The sequence below is a fragment of the Mesobacillus sp. MER 48 genome (assembly GCF_023714225.1).
Classification (GTDB): domain Bacteria; phylum Bacillota; class Bacilli; order Bacillales; family Cytobacillaceae; genus Mesobacillus; species Mesobacillus oceanisediminis_A.
The window spans coordinates 92,984-119,812 of record NZ_JAMAUR010000002.1 but is presented as its reverse complement, the minus strand read 5'-3'; the positions used below and the strand labels follow the sequence as shown (position 1 = coordinate 119,812).

The window sequence follows — 26,829 nt, the reverse complement described above, 5'->3', positions numbered from 1 at the left end:
TCCCCCCGTTTTTCTTTTATTTTTTGTAAAAATTATGCCCTAGTAAAGGTGGCAAGCAACTCGGTGTCCTGGCTTCACCTCCTTTAAAGCTGGCTTCACTTGGGAACACTCTGCCATCGCAGCCGGGCAGCGCGGATGGAATGGGCATCCTGTCGGCGGGTTCAGTGGACTTGGCACATCCCCCTCAAGGACGATCCTTTCTTTTTTCCTGCGCGGGTCTGGCATTGGAATGGCTGAGATCAAAGCCTGTGTATATGGGTGGAGCGGCTCAGCATACATGCTGTTGCGGTCAGCAATTTCAACCATATTGCCGAGATACATTACGCCGATCCGGTCACTCATATGTTTAACGACACTAAGGTCATGAGCGATAAATAAGAAAGTAAGATCAAATTCCTTCTGAAGTTCTTTCAAAAGATTGAGAACCTGGGATTGTACAGAAACGTCCAGGGCTGATACCGGCTCATCCGCAATGATGAGTTTCGGTCTTAACGCAAGCGCTCTGGCAATGCCGATCCTTTGTCTTTGTCCGCCGGAAAATTCGTGGGCGTATTTATAATAAGCATCTTCAGGAAGACCTACTTTGTTCAATAAATCCATTACCTCATCCTTCAAGTCCTTCATGCTGACATTCTTGAAGTTCCTGATTGGTTCGGAAACGATGTCGCCCACCATTTGCATCGGATTCAGCGAAGCATATGGATCTTGGAACACCATTTGGATGTCCTGGCGGATTGCCTGGAGAGTTTTGCCTCTCAGTTTGGTGATATCCTTTCCTTCAAAAAGGATTTCTCCTTCTGTAGCATTCAACAGGCGGATGATTGTCCTTCCTGTTGTTGATTTGCCGCAGCCTGATTCTCCAACGAGTCCAAGTGTTTCACCCTTCTTGATTTCGAATGATACATTATCGACTGCCTTGACGTTGCCGATTGTACGTCTGAAGAAACCGCCTTTTACAGGATAGTAGGTTTTAAGATTCTTAATTTCCAGCAAATTCTCTTTTTCTACTATAGTTGTATTGCTCATTATGCCTTGACTCCTTCTTTTGGCATACTTGCTTCATATAGAATGCACGCCACTTCATGACCTTGTTCAACCTCTCCAAGCTGTGGAGTGATGCTTGTACACTCTGGCATTGCTTTTGGGCAGCGGTTTGCAAAACGGCAACCGGTTGCAGGCATATTCTTAAGTGATGGGACAATTCCCTTGATTGAGCTTAATTCTTCTTTATCCTCATCCATTTTTGGAATAGCGCCCATCATCAGTTCAGTGTATGGATGCTTAGGGTTATAGAACAGTGTGTCAACATCTGCACGTTCAACGATCCTGCCCGCATACATAACGATAACCTCATCACACATTTCTGCGACGACGCCAAGATCGTGTGTGATCATAATGACGGACATATCATTTACTTCCTGGATGCTTTTGAGCAAGTCAAGAATCTGCGCCTGGACAGTTACATCCAATGCCGTAGTAGGCTCGTCCGCAATCAAAAGCTTAGGCTGGTTGGCAATCGCCATGGCGATCATGACCCTTTGTCTCATACCGCCGGACAATTGATGCGGATACTCATCAACAATCTTTTCCGGGCGTGAAATGCCGACGCTCTTCAATAATGCTACACTCTTCTGCCTTGCTTCTGCTTTCGAAATTTTTGTATGGTTGAACAGGACTTCCTGCAGCTGGAATCCTATCGTGAAAACTGGATTCATCGAAGTCATTGGTTCCTGGAAGATCATCGAAATATCACGGCCGCGGATTTTATTCATTTCTTTTTCTGACATCTTTTCAAGATGAACGCCTTCAAACACAATTTCGCCGCCGCGGATTTTGCCAACTCCTTTTGGAAGAAGCTGCATGACCGAAAGACTCATTACCGATTTCCCGCACCCTGATTCGCCAACAACCCCGACAATCTGTCTTGGTTTGACAGCAAAACTTACCTTATCTACAGCGTTATAATACTCACCATCAATATTAAATGCTGTTTCAAGGTTCTTGACCTCTAGCAAAGGTGCTTCGTTATGTATTGAATAGTTGCTCATTAGGACACCTTCTCACATTTAAATAATAAAATATTCTGCATATTCGATATATTTTAATAAAATGTTATTACAGTTTTATTACATTTGCAATACTTATTTTTCAATTGGGAAATTTATTACTTTTCAAAATTAATAAAAAACCCTAAAGTAGCAGGGTTTTTTATAGTTAAATTAAATGTTAAAATTTTAGCAACTTTGTAAATTCATTTGCAGGAGAATAGAAGGATGCTTTTTCAGTAAAATTTCCCAGCTGCTTATATTGTTTTACAATTTCATAGCCCATGGCATAACCGAGGAGCCTTGGTTTGCTCCCCAACCCGAATAAAATTTGATCATGTTCACGGTCATTTCGGGTAAGTGACAGTTTTTTTTTAATCTCTTCGTCCCAAAATCCCGCTAATGTTTTTGTCGAATATCGCCTGCTCCAATCGCCTGTATATTCCTCACCGCAATAAGTGGCGACCGCATGCTCTGCCAGCCCTTCCAAAATGATTGAATCAAGCAGGGTATAATCAGCAGGACTTTTCTTTTGTGCCCGCATCCTGCATACATGATGATATTCATGAACAAATAATGCTTCAAGTTCTTTTTCGTCTTCCAACGGAGTCAGGAAAATAAACATTTTATCAATAAAAGACAAGCCAGACTTCCCTTTGCCTTCTTTCATCAGCCTTGAATTGGAGACATCCATGGGAAAAATGAAAATCGGAATATCTGGACCTTTCCATTTCCGTTGGTATTTACGAAAAATCTTTTCAGTTGCTGACCAGAATTTTTCTGATTTTAGTTCCTCAAAAATCTTTTTGCTCCTTCGCTCCGGCTTGTACATGCCAAAGTTCTTTAAATAACTGTATACTTTTTTCGCATCAGCATCACCTTCAAAAAAAGCAAGCAGTTGTTCACATATAACCTGAGGCCTGTTGAAATCTGTTTCCAACCATTCATCCGTCCTGACTACCCCATCTTACTCCCTCCGAAGAAATCAACTTTACAGCTATACTATGAAGACCACAGCCAGCTGTTCTAGAATTCGTCTATTTCGGTGTGAAAATTTTCCCAACAAAAAAACCAGGGTAATCCTGGCTCTGCTAACACTTGCAAATAATTGTAGTTGTACTTATTTTCTTAAACTATTCATTAATCTTCGGATCTAACGCATCTCTCAGTCCATCCCCGACAAAGTTGAAGCAAATGACAGTGAGAAGAATCATTAATCCCGGTGCAAGCGGGTACCACCATGATTTTAAGAGGATTGTGAAGTTCTGTGCGTCCTGGAGCATATTCCCCCAGCTTGCATGCGGCGGCTGAATGCCCAGGCCCAAATAGCTCAATCCCGATTCGGCCAGGATAACATAACCTACTGACAATGTGGCCGAGACGATGATTGGTCCCATGGCATTCGGCAGGATATGGGAGAAAATGATTGAAGGCGTTTTTGTTCCAATCGTTTTGGATGCAAGTACAAACTCTCTCGACCTTAACGAAAGGAATTCACCTCTTACCAATCGGGCGGTAGTTGTCCACCCTAATAGCGCGAAGATCAGAATCAGCTTATCTACTCCCGGCTTGAAGATCGTGACCAATGTAATCAATAAGAATATGGATGGAATCGAAAGGATGATATCGACGAATCTCATGATCATCGCATCAACAATCCCCCCTACATAGCCTGCTACTGCTCCAAGGAAGGTTCCGATTGTAATCGATCCAAGCACTGAGGCGAAACCGACCAATAAAGAGATCCTGGCTCCAAATAATAGTCTTGAAAAAACATCCCTGCCAAACCTGTCTGTCCCAAGCCAGTGCTCACTGTTCGGCGCCTGCAGTTTTAGCAGCAGGTTTTGTTTGGAAGGTGAAAACGGGGCGATCACTGGCGCTAAGAGTGCAGCAGTTATGATGGCGATCAGGAAAATGCCGCCAAAAATGGCTAGCTTGTTTTTCATGAACTTCCTGACAATGATCCCAAGCATTGTATCATGCGAGGTGTTGACACCGTGCATTTCCAGACTGCCAGATTTATTTCCAGCTAGATTTGTATTTGCCATGTTTACCTCCCCTTAATACTCGATCCTTGGATCAAAAATTGCGTACAGGATATCGGCGATCAAATTCCCAATGACGACAAACACTGCCGAGATGACGGTGAGCCCCATAATCACCGGGTAATCCCGCTGGAATGCAGAATCCACGAATAACAAGCCAATCCCTGGCCAGGTAAAGATTTTTTCAACAATGACAGCTCCCCCAATGAAGGAAGGAATCATCAGGCCAAAAATGGTGATGACTGGGATCAGGCCATTTCGAAGCCCGTGTTTGTAGATGACTTTGTTTTCCTTGAAGCCCTTTGCTCTCGCAGTCCTCATATAATCCTGCTTGATCACTTCCATCATGCTAGACCTGGTATAACGTGTCAGCCCTGCCATATCGGCAGCGGCTAAAACAAATGCTGGCATGATTAAGTGGTGGATCCTGTCCCATAGACTGAAAGGAGCATTCAGGGTTGCGACCCCTCCTGTCGGGAACCAATTATTCTGGACGGCAAAAACCATGATCAGGATCAAGCCGAGGAAAAAGTTTGGTGTTGCGACGCCGAGGAATGATGTAATGGTCACTGAATAGTCGAGCTTTGAATACGGTCTGGTTGCCGATATGACTCCAAATGGAATTGAAATCAACAATGCCAGCAATGTCGAAACGACCATTAATAAAATGGTATTCGGCATCCTGTTCATGATCATTTCTATGACAGGAACACCTTTGCGGATCAGTGAAGTACCAAAGTCACCTTGAAGCATGGCTCCCAGCCATTTCAAATACTGGATATGAATAGGGTCATTAAGACCGTATCTTTCCATGAACCTGGCCTTGTCCTCAGGGCTGATGGTCGGATCCATCATCAAGCTGGCAGGATCCCCGGGGGCCAGCTTCATGATGGCAAAAGAGACAATCGTAATGCCCAGCAGCAAAGGAATGGCCATCAGTATTCGGCGAATGATATAAGATAGCATGGCAATTCTCCTTTAAAAATTAAGAGATTATAAGAAAAGCGCAAGCGCCTTGGTCTGCCCCGACAAGCGCTGGAGGGCCGATCAGTGAAGTCGTTCTTTGACTTCATTGGGCGGACCGAAGCGACTCGAGGGGCAAGGCGCTGGAGCTGGACAATGAAAAGTGCAAGCGCCTTGGTCTGCCCCGACAAGCGCTGCCCGCCTAAAAACGCCACGTCCTGTGGCTGGCGGGTCTAGCACCTCGTGTGCCACGGAGGGCCGACCACTGAAGTCGTTCTTTGACTTCATTGGGCGGAAGAAAACGCCTCGGTAACTGGCGGCACTTAAAATCTGAAAGGGAAGGGACACTCCCTTCCCCCCCATCCTGATCCTATTTTTTCAGCCACCACTTGGAGATTTCATAAAAATCATCCTTCGCGTGGAATACATAGCCTTCCAGATTCGCAGGCATGACCCTGTGTACATTTGGATAGTACAGGAATGTGTATGGCTGGTCTTCTGCCAGCATCTTATAAATTTCGGCATACGCTGCTTTGTACTCATCCTGGTCAAGGATTTGCTTCGCTTCTTCCATCAGCTTATCTGCCTCAGGGTTTGAGTACCAGACGAAGTTCAAGCCTTCTTTCATCTGGCTAGAGTGGAAAATATCATACTGATCCGGGAATGTTGACAGACTCCATCCAAGTACAAGTGCGTCGTAATTCCAGTTTGGCGCAGAAATTTGCTCGATGAATGCGCTCCATTCAACAATTTCCGGCTTGGCTTCGATTCCGACTTCCTTCAGCTGCTCTTGTAGAACCACGACAATATCTTCCCTTACTTTGTTACCCTGGTTTGTTTTTACCGTGAAAGAGAATTTCTTGCCGTCCTTATCGAGGATTCCATCACCATCCGTGTCCTTCCAGCCAGCTTCGGCTAGTAATGATTTTGCTTTCTCGACGTCATATCCAAATTTCGGAACATCGTCATTGTATGCAAATGAAAGTGGGCTCTCTGGAACATCAGCGACTTTACCGTCACCGTTCATGACAGAATTTACGATTGCTTCCCTGTCGATTGCGTGTGTAATTGCCTGTCGGACTTTTTTATCTTTGAACAGATCATTCTTCTGGTTGTATCCCAGATATGTGTAGGAAAGAGCAAGGCCTGACTCAACCTTCACACCAGGGAATGACTTGACTGTTTCAATATCAGTTCCAGGAACACCAGCTGCAAAATGAATATCTCCAGCCTGGATTTGCGCGATCATGGCATCCATATCAGGAACGATTTTATAGGTGAGCGTATCAAGGTATGGACGGCCTTTGAAGTAATCATCGAAGGCTTCAACCTTTACATACTCTCCGTCTTTCCATTCAACGAATTTGAATGGACCAGTACCAATTGGACTTTTCGTATTGAATTCATGCTCACCAAGTTCGGCAACCGGTACATCTTTCAGGATGTGTTCTGGCAGGATATAGTAGCTCAGTGAAACCGGATAGAAAGAAGCATCTTTCTTGCTCAGTTTGAACTCGACCGTATAATCATCAATTTTTTTGACGGATTCCATTGATTCGAAAGCTGATCCGCGCTCGCCGTTATAATCCGGGTTTTTCGGGATGCTGAACGTGAACACTACATCATCAGCAGTGAACTCTTCTCCGTCGTGCCATTTAATGCCCTTTTTCAATTTCGCTGTAAAGGTCAGGCCATCGTCAGAGATATCGATCGACTCTGCCATGCTCATAGTCGGATTGAATTCAGTATCCGATGACACCAGGCTGTCATAAATGAAACCTTCAATGTCCGAACTGGATGTATCAGTTGAATAAAGTGGGTTGAAGACGGTCGGCGCACCAGTGGAACCAATGATCAAATCCCCGCCCTGCTGCGGTCCTGAAGCTTCCTCTTCTTTCTTGCCATCATCTCCAGGAGTTTCTTTAGGATCCTCAGCTGAATTTCCTGTACATGCAGTCAGGAAAATCGACAGGATCAGGGTAAGACTGATTAATAACCATGAAGCTTTTCTTAATTTCACATCATTTCCCCCTTAAATTTTTACTGATTTTCTAGATAAGCAGAAAGGTATACCTATCTCCCCCCTTCAGTTTCTGCAGCTGCCCTATGTATATAGATGGCAGGCAACAAAATGGTTGTTCTTGACTTCTTTGAATTCAGGATCCACTTGTCTGCAAAGGTCAAATGCAGCTGGACACCTTGTATGGAATACACACCCTTTGGGCGGATTCGATGGACTCGGAAGCTCGCCTTTCAAGATGATGCGCTCACGTTTCATGACACCTTTCTTTCTAGGAACCGGAACAGCTGACAAGAGTGCCTGTGTATATGGATGCAGCGGTTCTGCATACAGGTCTTTTTTTGCAGCGAGTTCCATCATTTTTCCTAGATACATGACACCAACCCTGTCACTAATATGTCTGACAACACTTAGGTCATGGGAGATAAAAATATAAGTAAGCCCAAATTCCTCCTGAAGGTCTTCCATCAGATTAATGATTTGTGCCTGAATGGAAACATCCAGGGCAGAAACAGCTTCATCGGCTATAATCAATTCCGGGTTCAATGCCAGTGTTCGGGCTATTCCAATTCTCTGGCGCTGCCCCCCGGAAAATTCATGGGGATAACGATTGATAAACGAAGCATTTAGTCCTACCTTTTCCAATAAGCTCTCAACATGAATGTCCCTCTCTTTGCTCTTATACAATTGATGGGTATCAAGAGGCTCCCTGATGATTGATCTCAATGTTTTTCTCGGATTAAGCGAAGCGAATGGATCCTGGAAGATCATTTGTATATTTTTGCGTACATCCCTTCTCAGGTCACTCTCCGAAAGATGGGAGATATCCTTGCCGTTGAAAATGATTTTTCCATTGGTAGGTTCATAGAGCCTTATAATCGTCCTGCCGACAGTAGATTTTCCACAGCCTGATTCTCCTACAATTCCAAGAGTCTCTCCTTTATTCACCTTCAAATTTATTCCGTCAACCGCTTTAATATGACCAACTGTCTTTTGGAATAGTCCTGCTTTAATAGGAAAGTGCTTTTTTAAATCTTGTAATTCAAGCAAGGTTTCGGAGCTATCTTGTTTTGATTTGTTTTCCAGTGATTCCTTGGCTGCAATCATTTCTCCACCTCCTTGCTTTCATGTAAAAAGCACCTTACAGACCGTGTGCTATATTTCCTCACAAGACTTGGCATTTCACTGAAACAGCGGTCAAAGGCATGTGGGCATCGAGGAGCAAAACGGCAGCCTTTTGGCAGATTCTCGGGTGAAGGTACATTTCCTTCTATTGACACAAGCCGGGCATGGTCCTCGTCTACCGACGGGATGGAACCCATCAGGCCCTCAGTGTAAGGATGCAGTGGATTTTCAAACAGGTCCTCCACGATTGCTTGCTCCACAACCTGGCCCGCGTACATGACGACAACCCGGTCTGCGATTTCGGAAACCACTCCAAGGTCATGGGTAATGATCAGGATCGAGGTATTGAATTTTGTGCTCAAATCCTTCATCAGATCCAGGATCTGCGCCTGGATTGTCACGTCCAAAGCTGTAGTTGGCTCATCCGCAATCAAAAGCTTTGGGTTGCAGCTCATGGCCATCGCAATCATCACCCGCTGGCGCATTCCTCCCGAAAGCCGGTGGGGATAATCATTGATAATTTCCTTCGCTCGTGAAAAGCCAACGAGTTCCAGCATCTCGATGGCTTTTTGCTTCGCCATTGCCTGATTCAATCCCTGATGGTATGTCAGGACTTCGGTTATTTGTTCACCGATGGTAAGCACAGGATTCAGTGAAGTCATCGGTTCCTGAAAAATCATCGAAATGTCATTGCCTCGGATTTTGCACATTTCGTCCTCTGTGGCCATCACAAGGTCCCGCCCATCAAAATGGATCTGCCCGTCCACAATTTCCCCGGGCGGGCTAGGAATCAATCGCATGATTGATAGAGATGTAATGCTTTTGCCGGATCCCGATTCTCCCACCAAAGCGACAGTTTCCCCTTTATTGATGACAAGGTCCACTCCGTCCACAGCAGGAATCACTGTCTTTTTTCTTTTAAAATAGGTTTTTAGGTTCTTTAGCTCCAATAAGGCTGTCACGTTTCTTGCACACCGCCCATCCCAAGAAATTAATAGTAAAAGAAGACACTATCGGCCTGAATAAAACATTCTGATAATTATTAATTATTAGGAACATGGTCCTTTTATTACACTTTCATTACTTTTTTTGAAAGGATCTTTTGATAGCAATGCTGCTTTCTTCATGAAACTAAAGAGTATTGAGGCAAATTCTAGTATGAGGGGAAGAAGTTTTATAAGAGTGTAATTAGCCCCTAAATGGAATTCTCATGGGCATAGGAGGTACGGAATGGATTCATCGACAAAAAAAAGCAGAAACCCTGCCGAAAGGGTTCCTGCTTCTATTACGAAGGACTTTTACCGATATCATTAAGCTTCGTATTTTCTGAAAGCAATTGTCGCGTTGTGACCGCCAAAACCGAGCGAATTGCTGATTGCTGCGTTTACTTGCTGGCTGCGTGCTTCGTTTGGAACATAATCAAGATCACATTCAGGATCTGGATTTTCAAGATTGATTGTTGGAGGCAAAATTCCTTCTTTCAATGCAAGTACGGTGAAGATTGCCTCAATTCCTCCTGCTGCTCCAAGCAAGTGGCCTGTCATCGATTTTGTTGAACTGACTGCCAGTTTATATGCCTGCTCGCCAAAGACTGTCTTGATCGCCATTGTTTCATATTTATCATTATACTCGGTGCTTGTTCCGTGTGCATTGATATAACCAATTTCTTCTGGTGCAAGCCCTGCATCATCAAGGGCCATTTTCATCGCTCTTGCCCCGCCTTCACCTTCTGGAGCGGGTGCGGTGATATGGTATGCGTCTCCAGTTGCGCCATAGCCGACGATTTCGGCATAGATTTTTGCTCCGCGGGCCAATGCGTGTTCTAATTCCTCAAGAACGACAATTCCAGCGCCTTCACCCATTACAAAGCCATCACGGTTTTTATCGAATGGTCTGCTTGCTTTCTCTGGGTCATGATTGGTCGATAAGGCAGTATTTGCACAGAATCCTGCAAAAGACATTTTTGTTATTGGTGCTTCTGCCCCGCCTGTTACCATAACATCAGCATCACCGCGCTGGATGACCTTAAAAGCATCACCGATTGAGTTTGTCCCCGTCGCACACGCTGTCACTGTACATGAGTTAAAGCCTCTTGCACCAAGAGTGATCGATACCTGTCCTGTTGCCATGTCAGGAATCATCATTGGCACGAAGAAGGGGCTGACCCTGCGGTACCCTCTATTCATGAATGTTTCATGCTGCTGCTCGAATGTCTCCATCCCGCCGATTCCCGATCCGATCCATACACCAACTCGCGGCGCATTCTCATCGGTAATTTCCAGCTCGGCATCTTTTACAGCCATCAGGGATGCGGCAACAGCATAATGTGTGAAGCGATCCATTTTCCTGGCATCTTTCCGGTCTATAAAGTTTTCAACATTGAATTCTTTTACTTCTGCTGCGACCTTTGCCGGAAAATCATCGGCATTTAGCCTTGTGACCGGGCCGATTCCCGATACACCTTCCACAATATTTTTCCAGGTAGTTTCTGCATCATTGCCGAGGGGCGTGACAGCCCCGATTCCAGTAACTACGACTCTGCGTTTCTCCATCATTTATTGCATCTCCTTTATCTGATCTCTTATTTTGATTGAAGTTATTTTAATTATCTACCCCATCGCATGGCAATCGCGCCCCAGGTCAATCCCCCGCCAAAGCCTACCATTACGACTACATCGCCATCCTTGATTTTTCCAGCTTCTAGTTCTTCAAAAAGCGAAATCGGGATTGAAGCGGCAGATGTATTTCCGTACTTATGGACTGTTTTTGACATTTTTTCAGTGGGAAGCTCAAGACGCTGGCGTGCAGACTCCATGATCCTGATATTTGCCTGGTGAGGAATCAGGAAATCTACATCTTCTTTTGAAAGGCCGGCTTTTTCAAGTACATTGATGCTGCTCTCACCCATTTGCCTTACCGCAAACTTGAAAACTTCCCGGCCGTTCATCACAATATAGTCGTCCTGATACAGATACTTTCCGCCGGTTCCGTCAGAACCCAATTCAAACGAAAGTACTCCTTTACCGTCTGACACTGGCCCCATCACTACAGCACCGGCACCATCACCAAAAAGTACAGCTGTATTCCGATCATTCCAGTCAGTGATCTTGGATAGTTTCTCAACACCAACTATTAACACGTACTTATACGTACCTGCTTCGATAAACTGCTTTCCGGTTACCATCCCATACATGAATCCGGCGCATGCGGCACTCAAGTCCATTGCTGCAGCCTTTTTCGCACCAAGCTGTTCCTGGAGCATGCATGACACCGTTGGGAAAGGCTGATCCGGCGTAACTGTAGCTACCAGGATCAAGTCTAGTTCTTCAGCAGAAATACCAGCATTTTTGATGGCTTCTGCTGCAGCACGATAGGCTAAATGTGATGTATCCATATCATCATTTGCAATTCTTCTTTCCTCAATCCCCGTCCTTGTGCGGATCCACTCATCCGAAGTGTCCATTTTCTTTTCCAGATCAAGGTTCGTTACTATATTTTCAGGCAAGTACCGCCCAACCCCAATTATCCCTGCATTCATGGGATCCATCTCCTTTATCTTTAGGATTCTGTCTATTTAGCGCAATTTATTGTTATCAATTATTATGACTTGGTACTAATTTTAGCAGATAATCCTCCCTTGCTGCAACTGAAAAATAAGAATTCCACTATTGACCCAGTCCATATGACCAGATTCCTCATAGACTGACAGTGAGGACATTACGTCTGAAAACTGCCAAGTGCCAGCCGCCAGTTTGCACTATATTGATGTACAAAGAGATAGAGAAAGGTGGGACTCAAAATGGAGGATGAAAGAGCTAGAGACCTGTTTGGTTTCAAGCTCAGGAGAAGTGAAGAAGAAGTCGGCGATGAGAAAGGACAGGAATTCGATCATTTCGACCACATCATGTTTGGAGGTCAGAGGAACATAGCCGAAAGCAATGACCAACCAGCAGAGCCTTCTTCCCCTTTAAGCAAGTACCTTGATCAAATTGATTTAGATGAAGTGATGTACCATGTTGATACATTGATCACATCAGCCAGGGAACTAAAGCCCCTTTTGGGCAAAGTAAAGCCTTTTTTTAACCAGATCATTGATAAAAATAAAAGCTGAGGCATGCCTCAGCTTTTATTGTATTCTATTCCTGTGCAGCGTCTGTTTTCCCCAGTTCATATGCTTCGTTCATTACTTTTGTGAACAGGGTGAAAAATGGCTGCAGATTGTCCATTGTCAGCTCGATGCCTGCTTCTTGCAGTTTTTGCTGGGCTTCTGGCAGGTATTTCATGGCGATTTGCATGAATTCCATTGTTTTGTCATTATTTTGCATGTTCTTTGCCTCCTATAGTGTCAAATCATTGATTAGGTAATTTGCCAGTGTTTTTATAAGTATTGATATAAGTATTTAACTTTTTGCGGTACTCTGAATCGACATCAGGGCTGAATTTGCCAAGGGTGATCACACCGTCTTGAAAGTCGAATGATAAATTGCCAGATTCAAGATTGCCGTTATTGTACTTCTCAGCCGTTAATTCATACAAGTCGTCAACATGCTGGACAGTACTCGTCAGAACCGTCGACTCGCCGAAATCGGACTGGTCAGAAATATAGCCAATCACATAGAAGCCGCTGTCCTTCACTTTTTCGATAACGGGAACATTATACCCATCTCCGGCAGGATAAATAACATCCGCTCCCTCGTCCAAAACTTCGTCAAGAACTTCCAGCGCTTTCTTTTGGTCATCCCAGTGGCCAACATAACGGATGTTGACCTTCATATTCTTATTTTCAAAAATGGCCCCATCATAAAATCCTTCGACTTCAGGCTGCCATTCATAAGCTGCAATGATACCGACCTTGCCAGTTTCAGACATATGGCTCGCGACCATACCTCCAAAGAATCCCATAGCATATCCCTCAAAATTCAGACTTGTCGTGTTCTTCTTTCGGGCATCTCCATTAAAACTGATGAAATGGATATCTGGATATTCTTCAGATATCTTATTGAAAAAGGCAGCGTACTCATTGCCATGGCCATAGATCAGGTTCACACCTTTACGGTCGAACTCCTTGACAGCTTCCTCTACAGCTTCTTGGGAATCCATACCTTCCTTGAAAAAAACATCAACACCCAGACGGGTCTGGATTTGCAGAAGACCGCGATATCCCTTTGTCCCCCACACCTGATCATCAATAGTTTCAGGCACCAGCAGGCCGACTTTCTCTACCTTCCCGGATGCAATAGGTTGTCCGCATCCTCCAAGTAAAAGAAGGCTTAACAATATCAGCCCGAAACGTTTCAGCATCCGATGCATCTCCTTTATGCGCCACTGTTCTTATTTTATATGATCCAGCAGTGTTCGCTTTATTAAAATGGAACCGAGTAAAAGAATCTTTTACCATTTTACTCTGTGGAGTATCGTTTGAAAAGTGATTTATGGAAAATCCCTTCAGACTCTGCTGTCGTGTATCCGGTAATATTGCTCCCTTTGTTTCCTCAACCCTTTGCTGACTTCTTCGTTTTTTTTCACTTTTTTGACCTTAACGGCCCCTTTTACCTTTGATTTTGCAAACCGGCTATCAGGAACTGCTGGGTCCTGTCCAAGCAGTTCCCTGGCACACTCTTCCCATCTGTCTGGTTGTCCGCTTGACAGTATAAACCGCCCTTGTTCGCCGGATTCAGCCATTTTCCTAATCAAGTTAACAGCATCATCAATATACAAACAATCCTCGGTCCACTCCCAAGGATCGATTTCGAGGATTTCTCCTCTTTGATTTGAGGCATGATTCATCGCTTTCTGGAAAAAACACTTCTCAGGCTGCCATGGCCCAAAAATAGTCGGCAGATAGATTATCAGGACAGAAGACTTTACACTGTTGGTAAACAGGTCCAATCCAAAATCAGTCTTATTCAGCTTCACATTTTCATGCGCAAAATATGCAGGAAGGAGCAAAACTGTCCGCTGGTTATTATATTGCCGTGACTCAAGTTTAGGTAAAATTGTCTCCAGATAATCTGCTGTGCGATCCTGTTGGAGGAATACTTCAAACATAGTAACAAATAAGTAATCAACAGCTTCATCCGTCTGCCACTCTAATAAACTAATTTCTGAAAAGTTTGCATTCCTGCCAATTTCCAAACGCTTCTCTTCTGTATAATCGTTCTCTTTTTCACCGATAGGATGGATTCCCGCCACTTCAATGCCCATATCGAGCAAATGCCGACAAAGACTATAGCCTATAAAATCGTATACCCCAACAATAGTTGCCCTTTCCATGAAAATTCCTCCTTGCAAATACTCTCTTGTATCCTATGAATCTAATATTGAAAATATTTGCAAGGAGTTATAGGACTTGCTCATGTTTGGACAGAAATTGGACGATTTGGAATCCTATCTGCAGTTTTTTTTCGGGCAGCACGTAACTTATGGTAATCGGCAAACTGTCTTTTTCCCATTCAACGGATAAATGCTTAATGACATTCGATTGTTTATATGCTCTGTTCCCGGACAAAACATGAATGATTTTTACCGGTGTTTCTTTATTGAAGCCTTCGGAACCTGCCTCCTCATCATGAAGTCGCTGATGAAGATTCTCGATACCGGTTTCGTAGGCCGTTTCCAGTTCTGCTATAAGCTTTTTATAAAAAAACTTGTTCTCTTTTTCCTGTTCCATATGGGCAGTTAATGAGAGGATTGGATTGATCAGAACCAGTGATCTGATTTTATTATCGCTGTCGGCTAATAGTTTCAATGCGACGAGTGCCCCCATCCCTTCAGCAACGATATGGAAGGATGGGTTCAATATTTCATTGCGGACAATATGAGTGCACAATCTCTTTGCCAGATCGACAGCCTTCTCACTTCCCCAATGCCTGCCGTATAGATTCGAATAAAAAACAGTATATCCTTCACTTTTCCAAATGTTCAGCATTGAACGTTTACCTTCATTCTGTGTCCAAAAACTGCTTTTTCCATTTACAAAATGTCTTTCGTCTCCAATTGCCAGGATACCGAAACCATTTGGTCTTTCAGGATAATGTATCACGTTCCATTCGGTATCCAGTTTAAAGTTCCGGCTCTCCACCATACCAACCCCTTCCCTATAGATCATTCATATTACTGTATGTTATTTATCAGGAAATGAACGGGAGTTTGCCCATTTTTCTCATTAAACCTTAGAATCTTCATAAATGGCTTTTTCATTTGCCAAACATATCAAATGGCCTGGAATTTCATCTACATCTCTATAATAATTCCTACAGACTGGAAAATCGATTGATTACATGAAAACGCTTTTCATTTTATTTAAATATTATTTATAATTTAGATGGCTTGTGGTAAGATGATAAAAGATTTAATAATGTAAGAGGTGAAAATCGTGAAATATTTCTGGACTTTATTCTGGACATTCCTTCTTGTTCTAATGCTGAATTATGTAGCCGGCGCAATGATTGGCGTTGGATTGGACCTGGCTCAAAGCACGATCCTGGCTGTTTTGGCAACCATAATCATCCTCGTGATTCCTGCAGTCCTTCCTGGCGGTTCCGAAGAGAAGCACGGTCATTAATTAAAGTACATAAAAAAGTCATCCAGCTGGATGACTTTTTTCTTTGTTATTCAACTCGCAACTCAATATCCCCATTTTCAATTCCAATTTCCACCTTGCTTTTCTCTTTTATCCTGCCAGCGATAATTTCTTTTGCAAGTTTGGTTTCCACGCTTCTCTGAATGAATCGCTTCAACGGTCTGGCACCATAGACAGGATCGAAACCATGTTCTGCTAAAAACTCTTTGGCTTCTTCCGTAATATCAAGCTGGATTTGCTGATCTGCCAGTCTTCCCTGCAGAGTTGAAACCAACTTTCCGACGATCATTTTGATTTCTTTCAATGCAAGCGGCTTGAACAAAATGATTTCATCGACACGATTCAGGAATTCAGGACGAAAATGGCTGCGCAGCTGGGACATGACCAGATCCCTTGTTTTAGAAGAGATTTCTTCGGCACCGTCCTGCCGCTCAAGCAGATGGTGTGAACCGATATTGGATGTCATGATGATTACCGTGTTCTTAAAGTCGACTGTTCTTCCCTGCGAATCGGTTACCCTGCCATCATCCAGCATTTGCAGGAGGATATTGAATACTTCTGGATGCGCCTTCTCCACTTCATCGAGAAGGATGACAGAATATGGATTCCTTCTGACAGCCTCTGTCAACTGCCCTCCCTCTTCATACCCGACATATCCTGGTGGAGCTCCGATCAACCTTGAAACAGCATGTTTTTCCATATACTCGGACATATCGATTCGGATGATATGCTCTTCACTGTCGAACAAGGATTGTGCCAGCGTCTTCGCCAACTCCGTTTTACCAACCCCTGTAGGGCCAAGGAAAATAAATGAACCAATCGGCCTGTTTGGATCCTTGATTCCTGCTCTTGCCCGCAGGACTGCATCGGCAACGAGAGATACCGCTTCATCCTGACCTACAACTCGTTCATGCAGGATGCTTTCAAGCTTGAGAAGCTTCTCCCGTTCCCCCTCAACCAGTTTCATGACAGGGATGCCCGTCCAGCGTGAAACGATACCGGCAATTTCTTCTTCGGTTACTTCCTCACGAAGAAGCCTGTCATCTTCATTTTTGCTAACTTCTAATTCAAGCTTTTTCAGTTCTTTTTCGAGAGAAGGAATACGGCCATGCCTTAATTCAGCCGCCTTGTTCAAATCATAATCATTTTCTGCTTTTTCCAGTTCACGGCGCAGTTTTTCCAACATTTCACGTTTTTCCTGAACCTTTTGGATTCCCTCTTTTTCCTGCTGCCATCTTGCCTTCATTCCATTCGCTTTTTCCCGCAAATTCGCGAGTTCCTTACGAAGAATTTCAAGGCGTTCCCGGCTGGCATCATCTTTTTCCTTTGTCAATGCAGCCTCTTCGATTTCCAGCTGCATGACCCTTCTGGTTACCTCATCAAGTTCGGAGGGCATTGAATCAATTTCAGTACGGATCAGTGCACACGCCTCATCAACAAGGTCAATCGCCTTATCAGGCAGGAATCTGTCCGTGATATACCGATCGGATAAGGTGGCAGCGGCAACGAGGGCACGGTCATGGATATTCACTCCATGGTGGATTTCGAACCTTTCTTTCAATCCCCGTAAAATTGAAACTGTATCCTCGACGTCCGGTTCTTGTACCAGTACCTGCTGGAATCTGCGTTCTAATGCGGGGTCTTTTTCAATGTATTTACGATGCTCATCGAGAGTTGTCGCGCCGATGCAGTGTAGTTCCCCGCGGGCAAGCATAGGCTTCAGCATATTGCCTGCATCCATTGCACCTTCTGTCTTCCCAGCCCCTACGATGGTATGGAGTTCATCGATGAACAGCAGGATTTTCCCTTCACTTTTTTTCACTTCATTCAAAACGGCTTTCAATCTCTCTTCGAATTCGCCGCGGAACTTCGCACCAGCAATCAGCGCACTCATATCAAGTGCGAATACCGTCTTATCCTTCAAGCCCTCTGGAACATCTTTACGCACGATCCTTTGTGCTAAACCTTCCACTATAGCTGTCTTGCCGACCCCAGGTTCCCCGATCAGGACTGGATTGTTTTTCGTTTTTCTGGATAAGATCCGGATTACATTGCGTATTTCACCATCCCGGCCGATTACCGGGTCAACCTTACCTGAGCGGACTTCCTCAACTAGGTCACGTCCATATTTTTTTAAAACTTCGTAAGTCGCCTCTGGGTTTTGTGAAGTCACTCTCTGATTCCCCCTAACCTCTTTGATTCTTGCCAGCAGTTTTGCCCTCGTTATGCCTGAATTCCTCAAGGCAGATCCAGCCTCGGAACCTGCAGTTTCGAGTGCTGCCAGGATAACATGTTCTACCGACAGATATTCGTCCTCAAACTGTTTCATTTCCTTTTCGCCTTGTGCCAAAACCTTTTGCAGTGTCGAGGTAATATATAATTTCCCCTGTTCGACGCCGCTTCCTGAAACTTGTGGTTTTTTTGCAAGGGAATTATTTAAGACTTCTTTATAATTTTCCAGATTCATTCCTAAGCCCGTCAATAGGGTAGCGGCCAGGTTACCGTCTTGTCCAAGTATGGAGAGCAACAGATGGGTATCGTCCACTTCCTGGTGATTATGTTGAACAGCCAGGGTCTGGGCTGATACAAATGCCTGCTGTAAGCTTTCCGTCATTCTATTTAAATCCAACCCAATCACTCCTTTGACCTTTTTTGACCTTTATTTCATTATAATAAAATTTTCCATAAAGTAAAGCCATCCGCACTGGATGGCTTTACTGCTTTTATTTAAATTTTGGCATGTATGTCCAGTGGCGATTATGGTTGGAGTTTTCAGGAAAGCGATCCCCAGCTTTTAGCTTGATTTTTTGCGGGTTGTTGACATTGCTGCCTGTTTCGCCGATTTCAATGTAAATACCATTATTAGGTGCCTTTTGTCCGGCACGGAACTGATGACTCTGACCCATCTGCCTTCCTCCTTCATAAGTATTCCGGCTGTAATATTATTTACTTTCTCAACCAAAGTATTAATGCTTATTTTATCCTTTTAAAAAAAAGGGATATGCTGTACATTAGTTTGTATGGGTTAAAAAAACATGGAGGATTAGAAATCATTATGGAGAATTTCTTTGATTTGATCAAATACATACTTTTAGGTTTATTCCAGGGAATTACAGAGCCAATACCCGTGTCTTCAAGCGGCCACCTTGAAATTGCCGAGCATTTTTTCGGGCTTGAAATCAGGGGCATGAGCTTTGCCCTTTTGGTGAACACAGCTTCATTATTTGCGGTATTATTCATTTATCGGGAAGATATCTGGCGATTAATTGTCAATGGACTTGCATATCTTAAGGATAAAGATCCTGAAGCGAAGTCTGACTTTATGTTCATTATCTACCTGATTGTCGGAACGATTCCTGCAGGAGTCATCGGCATCCTTTTTGGCGACTTTATCGAGGGAAATTTAGCTTCAATAAAAACTGTCGGCATTACATTATTGGTGACTGGCTTTGCACTTTGGATGATTCGGAATTTGCGGGGGCGCAAAAGTGACGGTGATTTAAGTTTTAGGGATGCGATTATTGTTGGTCTTGCCCAGGCTGTAGCCCTCATACCAGGAATCAGCCGTTCGGGTGCTACGATTGTTGCCGCAATGGCGCTTGGCATGAAACAGGAAACAGCCTTAAGATATTCCTTCCTGTTATATATTCCTGTCAGTGTCGGCGGCATGATCCTTGGATTTTCGGACATTTTACAAGACCCATTTCTTAAGGATCTGGCATTACCGTATGTATTTGCATTTATTGCTTCACTAATCGCCTCTTACTTTTCATTAAAATGGTTCATGAATATCATGGCCCAGGGAAATCTGAAGTATTTTGCGATTTATTGCTTCATTGCTGGCACAGCAGTGATCCTTTTCTCTTAATTAAGGTAAAAAACCGGCTAACATTTAGCCGGTTTTATTTGTATCTAGTCCTTCAAAATCTCCACCAGCAAAGCTTTTTGGGCGTGAAGTCGATTTCCTGCCTGCTCAAAAATGACTGAGTGCTGACCATCAATGATATCTGCGGCTACTTCTTCTCCTCGATGTGCGGGAAGGCAGTGCATGAAAAGGTAATCATCATTTGCTGCCGTCAGCAATTCAGCATTAACCTGAAAATCTTGAAAGTCCTTCATTCTTTTTTCGTTTTCGCCTTCCTGTCCCATGCTCGTCCAGACATCTGTATAGATGACATCTGCTTCAGCAACAGCTTCTGATGGCGATTCAGTAATGACGAGTTTTGCACCACTCTTTGCTGCAAAGCTCTCACAAAGGGATATAATTTGCGAATCAGGGTAATATCCATTTGGACATGCAAGCGATATGTCGAGACCCACTTTTGTGCAGGCGATCATCAGGGAATGTGCGACATTGTTGCCATCCCCGAAATATGCCAGCTTGAGTCCTTCCAGCTTACCCTTCTTTTCGTATATCGTCATCAGATCGGCCAGCGCCTGGCATGGGTGATATAAATCGGTCAATCCGTTAATGACCGGTATATCGGCATGCTGTGCCAGCTCCTCCACCGATTTATGTGAAAACGTCCTGATCATGATGCCATCCAGGTATTGTGAAAGAACCTGGGCTGTATCGCTTAGCGATTCGCCTCTCCCCAGCTGAAGATCATTGCCATTTAAATATAGAGCGCTGCCTCCAAGCTGAATCATGCCTACTTCGAATGAAACCCGGGTCCGAGTCGAGGATTTATCAAAAATCATTCCAAGGATTTTCCCTTTTAAAGGCTGGTCAAATTGTTTTTTGAGCGTTTTTTCTTTGAGGATCATTGCCTTTTCCAGCAATGCCAGAATCTCATGTTTTTCTATATGGGCAAGAGTTAATAAATCTTTGCCTTTTAGATTGGTATCAAGCTGTTGCAGTGCTGTCATCTTACAATCACTTCCTCATTTTTTTCTGTCAGCCATTCTCCTAGGGATTTTACATTCCAGGATTGCATGGATTGGCTTTCTAAAAAAGCATATAATGTTTCCTTTTGGGTCAAGACGATTTTTCTGTTCTTTACTGCCCACTCCCTTAGAGCGATATCCTCTTTTAAAGTCCCGGGGCAATACAAGGCAGCGATTAAGTTATCTTCAGTTACATGGTCAATATCCACAAGCTGTAAAGAAGGGAATTTGTTTTCCACTTCCGATAAAACCTTCTTATCAGCAATGGCAATGGTACCGTTGACACTCTTTCCATTTAAGGAATGAAAACTTTTATTTATGGCTTCTTGAAAAGAGGCTCCTACACTGATTCCTTCTCCTGTCGATATCATTTGAGGACCTGTTTTGCTGTCAAGCCCTTTTAGTGCAAAGTTCGAAAATACAGGGTGTTTGACACAGATGAAAGGTGCATCAGAATCGAGTTTGATTTCGTCTTTCGACAAAAAGTATTTCCCAAGCAATATTTTTGTCGCTTTTTTCACTAAATCCACTCCGGCTACCTTGCTAACGATCGGCATGGTCCTGCTTGAACGTGGATTGACTTCCAGTAAATACACGTCCTCACCTTTCACAATGAACTGAACATTCATTAACCCCTTATATTTCAAACTGCTCACAATCCTCTTGGCATAATCAGCCATTTTCCGTTTCATTTTTGGCGGGAAGCTCTGGGCAGGGATCATACAAAAACTGTCCCCTGAATGGACTCCTGTCTTCTCGATATGCTCGATGATCGCCGGAATCAGGATATGCTCACCATCCGCCGCAAGGTCAAGCTCTGCCTCACTTGCTTCAAGATACTGATCAACAAGAATCGGGTAATGTATATTTCCTTCTTCCAATACATTATTCAACTCCTGTTGGTTATGAATTATGACCATATTCAACCCGCCAATGACATAAGATGGCCTGATCAGTACTGGGTATCCGAGACGCTCGGCTGCATTCCGCAATTCTTCTTCGTCAGCAGCTGTCTCTCCTTTTACACGCGGAATCTCCAATTTATCAAGCAGTTTGTAAAATTCATCTCTGTCTTCAAATACATCAATTGTCCCGGAGGATGTTCCCAGGAGCTGTACTCCTTCTTCTTCAAGCCCTTTGGCAAGATTTAAAGCCGTCTGTCCGCCGAGCTGAACAATGACTTCATCAATTCCTTCAAGCTCAATCACATTCAAGATATCTTCCAATGCCAATGGCTCAAAATACAGCCTGTCGGAAATCGCAAAATCTGTGCTGACTGTTTCGGGATTGTTATTGATCATGATCGTTTCGATTTCTTCTTCCTTAAGGGCAAAGACGCCGTGAACTGAGCAATAATCAAACTCAATTCCCTGACCGATGCTGATTGGGCCGCTTCCGATGACGAGGACCTTCCGCTTTCCGCTTTTAGCCATCGCCTCATTTTCTCCAAAATAGCTCGAATAAAAATAATTGGATGCTGATTCAAATTCAGCAGCACATGTATCGACCATCTTATATGCAGGCACTATACCTTGCTCTCTTCGCAGTTCCCTGACAGCTTTCTCCGCAACCTTCCAAACTGTTGCCAGATAGGCATCGCTAAAACCTTTTTCTTTTAAAATTCTTAGTTCAGATGGTGTAATGATTTCGATATTGTATCCTTCAATTTCCTTCTCCATTTCAATCAATGATTTGAATTTAGATAGGAAGAACAGATCTATTTTGGTTCTTTCATGGAGAGCCATCATCCTCTCGCCTTTGCGCAGCAGTTCCAGCAAAGCAAATATCCGCTGGTCTGTCTGATTGTCTGCAAGGGTGTATAACTCTTCAACGGAAAGATCCGCAATAGCAGGCAGCTTCAAGTCCAAGGTTTTGATGTTAAGGGACCTGACGGCTTTGATGAATGCACGCTCAAAGTTTCTGTCAATCGCCATCGCTTCCCCGGTTGCCTTCATTTGCGTCCCCAGTGTCCGGTCAATGTGAGGGAATTGTTCGAACGGCCATTTCGGGATTTTCACTACTACATAATCGAGCGCCGGCTCATAGCTGGCGAATGTATTTCCCGTTACCGGGTTCTTGATCTCTGCCAGGTTATATCCAACGGCCAGCTTTGCTGCCATACGGGCAATCGGGTAACCTGTCGCTTTGGATGCGAGCGCTGAAGACCGGCTTACACGCGGATTCACTTCAATCAAGTAGTATTTCTTGCTTTCAGGATCGAGGGCAAACTGGATATTGCAGCCTCCGACAATTCCTAAAGCCGAAATAATTTTAACCGCCGAAGTCCTGAGCATTTGATACTCACGGTCAGTCAGCGTTTGGGAAGGTGCAACGACGATCGAGTCACCTGTATGGATTCCCACTGGATCGATATTTTCCATATTACAAATGGCGATACAAGTTCCAGCTGAATCACGCATCATTTCATATTCAATTTCTTTGAAGCCGGCAATGCTTCTTTCCACCAGGCATTGGTTGATTGGGCTCTCATTCAATCCCCCGGAAACAAGCGCCAGTAATTCATCCATATCATCGGCAATTCCGCCTCCTGTGCCGCCAAGTGTATAGGCTGGACGGACAATCAGCGGAAAACCGATTCTTTCTGCAAAAGCAGCCGCTTCTTCCACCATTTGTACGATTTCGCTTTCCGGCACAGGCTCATTCAGCTTATGCATCAGGCTTCGGAATGCTTCCCTGTCCTCCCCCTGCTTGATGCTCGACACTGAAGTACCAAGTACTTTCACACGGTATTTTTCGAGGATTCCTTGTTCACTCAGCTTAAAAACCAGATTTAGTCCTGCCTGGCCGCCCAGTGTGCCGAGAATGCCATCTGGCCTTTCTTTTTTGATGATATTTTCTACACTTTCCACTGTCATCGGCTCAAAATAGACTGCGTCGGCAAACACATGATCCGTCATGACGGTGGCAGGGTTATTGTTGACAAGTATGACACGGTAGCCTTCCTCTTTCAGAGCGATGCAGGCCTGTGTTCCTGCATAATCAAATTCTGCTGCCTGGCCGATGATAATGGGGCCAGATCCAATGACCAATATTGATTTAATACTTGTATCCTTAGGCATAGCTGACTTCTCTCCGCTTTCTGTATTTGACTGTATTGATGAATTCTTCGAATATGAAGATGCTATCTTCAGGTCCCGGACTTGCTTCTGGATGAAATTGAACGGTAATCAGCGGCAGTTTTTCATGGTAAAGCCCCTCGATGGACTGGTCATTTTTATTAAGGAACCGTATTTTCAAACCTGTATGCTCGATACTATCTTGATCAACCGCATAGCTATGATTTTGTGATGACATGAATACACGGTTTCCCGTCACATCGAATACAGGCTGGTTTGCTCCCCGGTGTCCAAACAGCATTTTTCTCGTATCCCCTCCGAAAGCAAGGGCCGCCAGCTGATGGCCGAGACAGATTCCCAATACCGGATAATATTCAGCCACTTTCCTGATTTCCGGCAGCTGATCAATCAACTCTTTTGGATCTCCTGGTCCATTTGATAAAAGCACCCCATCAGGCTTCAGTGCCGAAATTTGTTCCGCACTATAATCATAGGGAACGATTGTAACAAGGCAGCTTTGTTTAACGAGATAGTCGGCAATCGATTTTTTGAATCCGTAATCGACCAATACGATGTGGGTATTGCCCCTTCCAATCGTCACCGGTGACTGGACTGAAACCTCTTTTACCTTCAGGCTGTCGATGGTGTCGCAGCATACAGTACTTTCACGGCCAGCTGCCAGAACTGCCGGCATCGTGCCATTTTGCCGGATGCTTTTTACAAGCTCACGGGTATCAATATGTTCAAGGACCGGAATATTCCATTTTTCAAGATACTCGGTAAAAGAATGCTGTGCTTCATAATGGTAGGCCTCTTTGGCAGCTTCACAGACAATTACCGCTGCAACATGCGGCTTCTTGCTTTCAAAATCCTCATTATTTATACCGTAATTGCCAATCAGCGGATAAGTGAACACAATGATTTGATTCTTATAGGAAGGATCGGTCAGTACCTCCTGATATCCTGTCATTCCTGTGAAAAACACAATTTCACCGGCGATTCCCTCTTCAGGAAGCGAACCAAGCAGGGATCCCTGATATGTCTTTCCGTCAGCCAGATGCAAATATCCTTTCATTTGTCACCTCTCCAGTTGAATATTTATTTATATTAATAAATTTTTATTCATTTATTTTTAAAAAATATACAGCTCTTAAGCTGTTACGGTTTGCTTTATTAATATTTCTCTTAATACAGATACTGCCTTTTGCAGCACTTCAACAGTTACAATCAGCGGCGGAAGAAGCCTTATCACCTTTTCTCCTGCCGGCAAAGTGATCAATCCCGCCTTCCTCAGCTGGGAGAGATAAGGCTGGGCTGCAACAGTCAATTCTATACCGGCCATCAAGCCAATGCCCCTGATTTCATTTACCACTTCCAAATCGCCAAGTTCCTGGTCAAGCAACTGAAACAAAGTCTCCCCTTTGGCAGATACTTCTTTAAGGAATTCATGCTCGAAGATAATATCCATTACAGCGGAAGCAGCAGCGATACTGATTGGATTCCCTCCGAATGTTGATCCATGGCTTCCCGGGCCAAAATGTTCTGCAAGTATCGCTTTACCGACGGCTGCACCAATTGGCAATCCATTACCAAGCCCTTTTGCAACCGTTATGATATCGGGTGAGATCCCAAAGTGCTGAAAGGCGAAGGGCTTTCCTGTACGCCCGATTCCCGTTTGGATTTCATCGACAATAAGCAGCACCCCGTTTTCTGTGCAGAGTTTGCCTGCCTCTTTAATAAACTCTTCATTAACGACATGTATTCCGCCTTCACCCTGAACAATTTCAATCATGACGGCTGCTGTATCGGAATCAATTTCATTTTTTAGAGCTTCCAGGTCATTGAATGGCAAGTGAACAAAGGTTTCGAGCATACTCCCGAATCCATGCTTGATTTTTTCCTGCCCTGTCGCCGCCATGCCAGCAAACGTACGCCCATGGAAGGATTGCAGGAACGTAATGATCTTCTTCCTGCCGGTTGCTTTTCTCGCCAGTTTTATTGCTGCTTCATTCGCCTCTGCACCACTGTTGGCAAAAAACACACAATCCAAACCAGACGCTTTCGCAAGTTTTCCGGCCGCTTCCTCCTGGATGCTTTGCGGAAAAAGATTTGATACATGCCAGAATAATTCCAGCTGTTCTTTGACAGCCTGTTCCACACCTTCAGGACGATGGCCCAGATTGCATACACCTATACCTGAAGTAAAATCAAGATATTCACGTCCATCTTTCCCATGAATGACCGACCCGATTGCTTTCTCAGGCTCAATCTCCCATCTCTGGTAAGTGGGGAATAAATGACTCATTTTAGCACTCCTTCCTTTGCGGCAATCGCAGTTCCATGCCAGCAGTCATTTTTATAGAATGGCTTTTTGCCAGAAATGATCATCGCTTTCTCTACACCGGCGGCTGTTGCAGATAATGCTGAATTTACCTTGGGTATCATTCCGCCATAAATGCTTCCGTCAGAAATATAGTTTTCTATCTCAAGATCAGTTATTTCGGAGATTAGCTCACCATTGATCAGGATGCCATCGACATTGGTCACAAAAGCACAGCGCTCGGCATTCAAAGCTTTCGCGATCGATGCAGCAGCGTAATCTCCATTGATATTCAGCTTGCAGCCATCCTCCGAAATTCCGATAGGAGTAATGACCGGAATATAACCCGACTCAACTGCCATCATAATAAGGTCAGTATTTACGCTTTTGACCTTCCCTACATACCCTAGCCCTTGTTTATCGATATAGTCTGCCTGCAAGCAGGATCCGTCGCTCCCATTAATACCAAGAACCTTGAATCCTTGTTTCATCAATATCCCGCAAAGCTGCCTGTTCGTCTGGCCTGACAGGACCATTTCAACGATTTCCATCGTTTTTTCGCACGTTACCCTAAGCCCTTCCTTGAAGTCCGCAGTGATGTTATATAAATCAAGCATTGAATTGATTGCTGGCCCGCCACCATGGACGATGACAGGATAATATCCGTCTTTCATCAATTCTCTAAGACTCATAAAGAATGGGTCATCAAGTTCCCCCAGCACACTTCCGCCGCATTTAATGACTACAGTTTCCAAAGAATCCGCC

The 26,829-nt window shown here is 44.1% G+C and carries 24 protein-coding genes; 3 read left to right on the top strand and 21 right to left on the bottom strand.

Annotated features, from left to right (window positions below; genetic code table 11):
* Positions 1 to 39 precede the first annotated feature (39 nt).
* From M3593_RS06835 to M3593_RS06790, 10 genes are all read right to left on the bottom strand, one after another.
* Positions 40 to 1,026 (bottom strand): ABC transporter ATP-binding protein, encoded by a 987-nt coding sequence (locus M3593_RS06835; protein WP_251544114.1) that lies wholly within the window; start codon positions 1,024 to 1,026, stop codon positions 40 to 42.
* Positions 1,026 to 2,048: an ABC transporter ATP-binding protein gene (locus M3593_RS06830; RefSeq protein ID WP_251544115.1), complete on the bottom strand. Its 1,023-nt coding sequence runs from the start codon at positions 2,046 to 2,048 to the stop codon at positions 1,026 to 1,028. Before M3593_RS06830 ends, M3593_RS06835 begins: the two co-directional genes overlap by 1 nt.
* 178 nt (positions 2,049 to 2,226) lie before the next feature.
* Positions 2,227 to 2,985 carry a DUF2268 domain-containing putative Zn-dependent protease gene (locus M3593_RS06825; RefSeq protein WP_251544117.1) on the bottom strand — a complete coding sequence of 253 codons (759 nt, stop codon included), beginning with the start codon at positions 2,983 to 2,985 and terminating at the stop codon, positions 2,227 to 2,229.
* Between the two features lie 193 nt (positions 2,986 to 3,178).
* Positions 3,179 to 4,048, bottom strand: a complete 870-nt coding sequence (opp4C, locus tag M3593_RS06820; protein ID WP_144474980.1) for an oligopeptide ABC transporter permease — start codon at positions 4,046 to 4,048, stop codon at positions 3,179 to 3,181.
* Positions 4,049 to 4,105: 57 nt separating this feature from the next.
* Positions 4,106 to 5,056 carry an ABC transporter permease gene (locus M3593_RS06815; protein WP_144474548.1) on the bottom strand — a complete coding sequence of 317 codons (951 nt, stop codon included), beginning with the start codon at positions 5,054 to 5,056 and terminating at the stop codon, positions 4,106 to 4,108.
* Between the two features lie 367 nt (positions 5,057 to 5,423).
* The gene (locus M3593_RS06810) at positions 5,424 to 7,073 is read right to left on the bottom strand and encodes a peptide-binding protein (protein ID WP_144474547.1); all 1,650 of its coding nucleotides are present in this window, start codon (positions 7,071 to 7,073) and stop codon (positions 5,424 to 5,426) included.
* Between the two features lie 84 nt (positions 7,074 to 7,157).
* On the bottom strand, positions 7,158 to 8,180 hold the full coding sequence (locus M3593_RS06805) for an ABC transporter ATP-binding protein (protein ID WP_144474546.1): 1,023 nt from the start codon (positions 8,178 to 8,180) through the stop codon (positions 7,158 to 7,160).
* Positions 8,177 to 9,160, bottom strand: a complete 984-nt coding sequence (locus M3593_RS06800; RefSeq protein ID WP_251544118.1) for an ABC transporter ATP-binding protein — start codon at positions 9,158 to 9,160, stop codon at positions 8,177 to 8,179. Before M3593_RS06800 ends, M3593_RS06805 begins: the two co-directional genes overlap by 4 nt.
* Positions 9,161 to 9,508: 348 nt before the next feature.
* Positions 9,509 to 10,750, bottom strand: coding sequence for a beta-ketoacyl-ACP synthase II (gene fabF, locus M3593_RS06795; RefSeq protein WP_251544225.1), 1,242 nt, complete (start codon positions 10,748 to 10,750; stop codon positions 9,509 to 9,511).
* A gap of 53 nt (positions 10,751 to 10,803) precedes the next feature.
* Positions 10,804 to 11,736 carry a beta-ketoacyl-ACP synthase III gene (locus M3593_RS06790; RefSeq protein WP_251544119.1) on the bottom strand — a complete coding sequence of 311 codons (933 nt, stop codon included), beginning with the start codon at positions 11,734 to 11,736 and terminating at the stop codon, positions 10,804 to 10,806.
* Positions 11,737 to 11,997: 261 nt separating this feature from the next.
* On the opposite strand from M3593_RS06790, the gene M3593_RS06785 reads away from it, so the two are divergent.
* Complete coding sequence (locus M3593_RS06785; protein ID WP_144474543.1) at positions 11,998 to 12,309, top strand: hypothetical protein; 312 nt, start codon at positions 11,998 to 12,000, stop codon at positions 12,307 to 12,309.
* Positions 12,310 to 12,334: 25 nt separating this feature from the next.
* On the opposite strand, the gene M3593_RS06780 is transcribed toward M3593_RS06785, so the two are convergent.
* The 4 genes from M3593_RS06780 to M3593_RS06765 all read right to left on the bottom strand — a co-directional run bounded on the left by M3593_RS06780 (position 12,335) and on the right by M3593_RS06765 (position 15,282).
* Entirely contained in the window at positions 12,335 to 12,523 is a 189-nt protein-coding gene (locus M3593_RS06780; RefSeq protein WP_251544120.1) for a ComZ family protein, read from the bottom strand.
* A 25-nt stretch (positions 12,524 to 12,548) separates the two neighbouring features.
* Positions 12,549 to 13,499 carry a BMP family ABC transporter substrate-binding protein gene (locus tag M3593_RS06775; RefSeq protein WP_144474541.1) on the bottom strand — a complete coding sequence of 317 codons (951 nt, stop codon included), beginning with the start codon at positions 13,497 to 13,499 and terminating at the stop codon, positions 12,549 to 12,551.
* A 144-nt stretch (positions 13,500 to 13,643) separates the two neighbouring features.
* On the bottom strand, positions 13,644 to 14,471 hold the full coding sequence (locus tag M3593_RS06770; protein ID WP_251544122.1) for an NAD-dependent epimerase/dehydratase family protein: 828 nt from the start codon (positions 14,469 to 14,471) through the stop codon (positions 13,644 to 13,646).
* 67 nt (positions 14,472 to 14,538) lie between these two features.
* A complete protein-coding gene (locus M3593_RS06765) occupies positions 14,539 to 15,282 on the bottom strand; it encodes a lipase family protein (protein WP_285848094.1) in 744 nt (247 codons plus the stop codon).
* 291 nt (positions 15,283 to 15,573) lie between these two features.
* Between M3593_RS06765 and M3593_RS06760 the strand changes: the two genes are divergently transcribed.
* The gene (locus M3593_RS06760; protein ID WP_144474539.1) at positions 15,574 to 15,762 is read left to right on the top strand and encodes a YjzD family protein; all 189 of its coding nucleotides are present in this window, start codon (positions 15,574 to 15,576) and stop codon (positions 15,760 to 15,762) included.
* 46 nt (positions 15,763 to 15,808) lie between these two features.
* Here M3593_RS06760 and clpB read toward each other — a convergent pair whose 3' ends face one another.
* Positions 15,809 to 18,409: an ATP-dependent chaperone ClpB gene (gene clpB, locus M3593_RS06755; RefSeq protein ID WP_251544124.1), complete on the bottom strand. Its 2,601-nt coding sequence runs from the start codon at positions 18,407 to 18,409 to the stop codon at positions 15,809 to 15,811.
* Positions 18,410 to 18,503: 94 nt separating this feature from the next.
* The gene (locus M3593_RS06750; protein ID WP_079508079.1) at positions 18,504 to 18,686 is read right to left on the bottom strand and encodes a YjzC family protein; all 183 of its coding nucleotides are present in this window, start codon (positions 18,684 to 18,686) and stop codon (positions 18,504 to 18,506) included.
* Positions 18,687 to 18,835: 149 nt separating this feature from the next.
* On the opposite strand from M3593_RS06750, the gene M3593_RS06745 reads away from it, so the two are divergent.
* Positions 18,836 to 19,648: an undecaprenyl-diphosphate phosphatase gene (locus M3593_RS06745; protein WP_144474537.1), complete on the top strand. Its 813-nt coding sequence runs from the start codon at positions 18,836 to 18,838 to the stop codon at positions 19,646 to 19,648.
* A gap of 44 nt (positions 19,649 to 19,692) precedes the next feature.
* Here M3593_RS06745 and argF read toward each other — a convergent pair whose 3' ends face one another.
* The 5 genes from argF to argB all read right to left on the bottom strand — a co-directional run bounded on the left by argF (position 19,693) and on the right by argB (position 26,819).
* Entirely contained in the window at positions 19,693 to 20,649 is a 957-nt protein-coding gene (argF, locus tag M3593_RS06740; RefSeq protein WP_251544126.1) for an ornithine carbamoyltransferase, read from the bottom strand.
* The gene (locus tag M3593_RS06735) at positions 20,646 to 23,747 is read right to left on the bottom strand and encodes a carbamoyl-phosphate synthase (glutamine-hydrolyzing) large subunit (RefSeq protein ID WP_251544128.1); all 3,102 of its coding nucleotides are present in this window, start codon (positions 23,745 to 23,747) and stop codon (positions 20,646 to 20,648) included. The genes argF and M3593_RS06735 overlap by 4 nt, the downstream gene beginning before the upstream one ends.
* Positions 23,740 to 24,819, bottom strand: a complete 1,080-nt coding sequence (locus M3593_RS06730; RefSeq protein ID WP_144474534.1) for a carbamoyl phosphate synthase small subunit — start codon at positions 24,817 to 24,819, stop codon at positions 23,740 to 23,742. The genes M3593_RS06735 and M3593_RS06730 overlap by 8 nt, the downstream gene beginning before the upstream one ends.
* A gap of 75 nt (positions 24,820 to 24,894) precedes the next feature.
* Positions 24,895 to 26,049 (bottom strand): acetylornithine transaminase, encoded by a 1,155-nt coding sequence (locus M3593_RS06725; RefSeq protein ID WP_251544130.1) that lies wholly within the window; start codon positions 26,047 to 26,049, stop codon positions 24,895 to 24,897.
* The gene (argB, locus tag M3593_RS06720) at positions 26,046 to 26,819 is read right to left on the bottom strand and encodes an acetylglutamate kinase (protein WP_251544132.1); all 774 of its coding nucleotides are present in this window, start codon (positions 26,817 to 26,819) and stop codon (positions 26,046 to 26,048) included. Before argB ends, M3593_RS06725 begins: the two co-directional genes overlap by 4 nt.
* Positions 26,820 to 26,829: the final 10 nt, after the last annotated feature.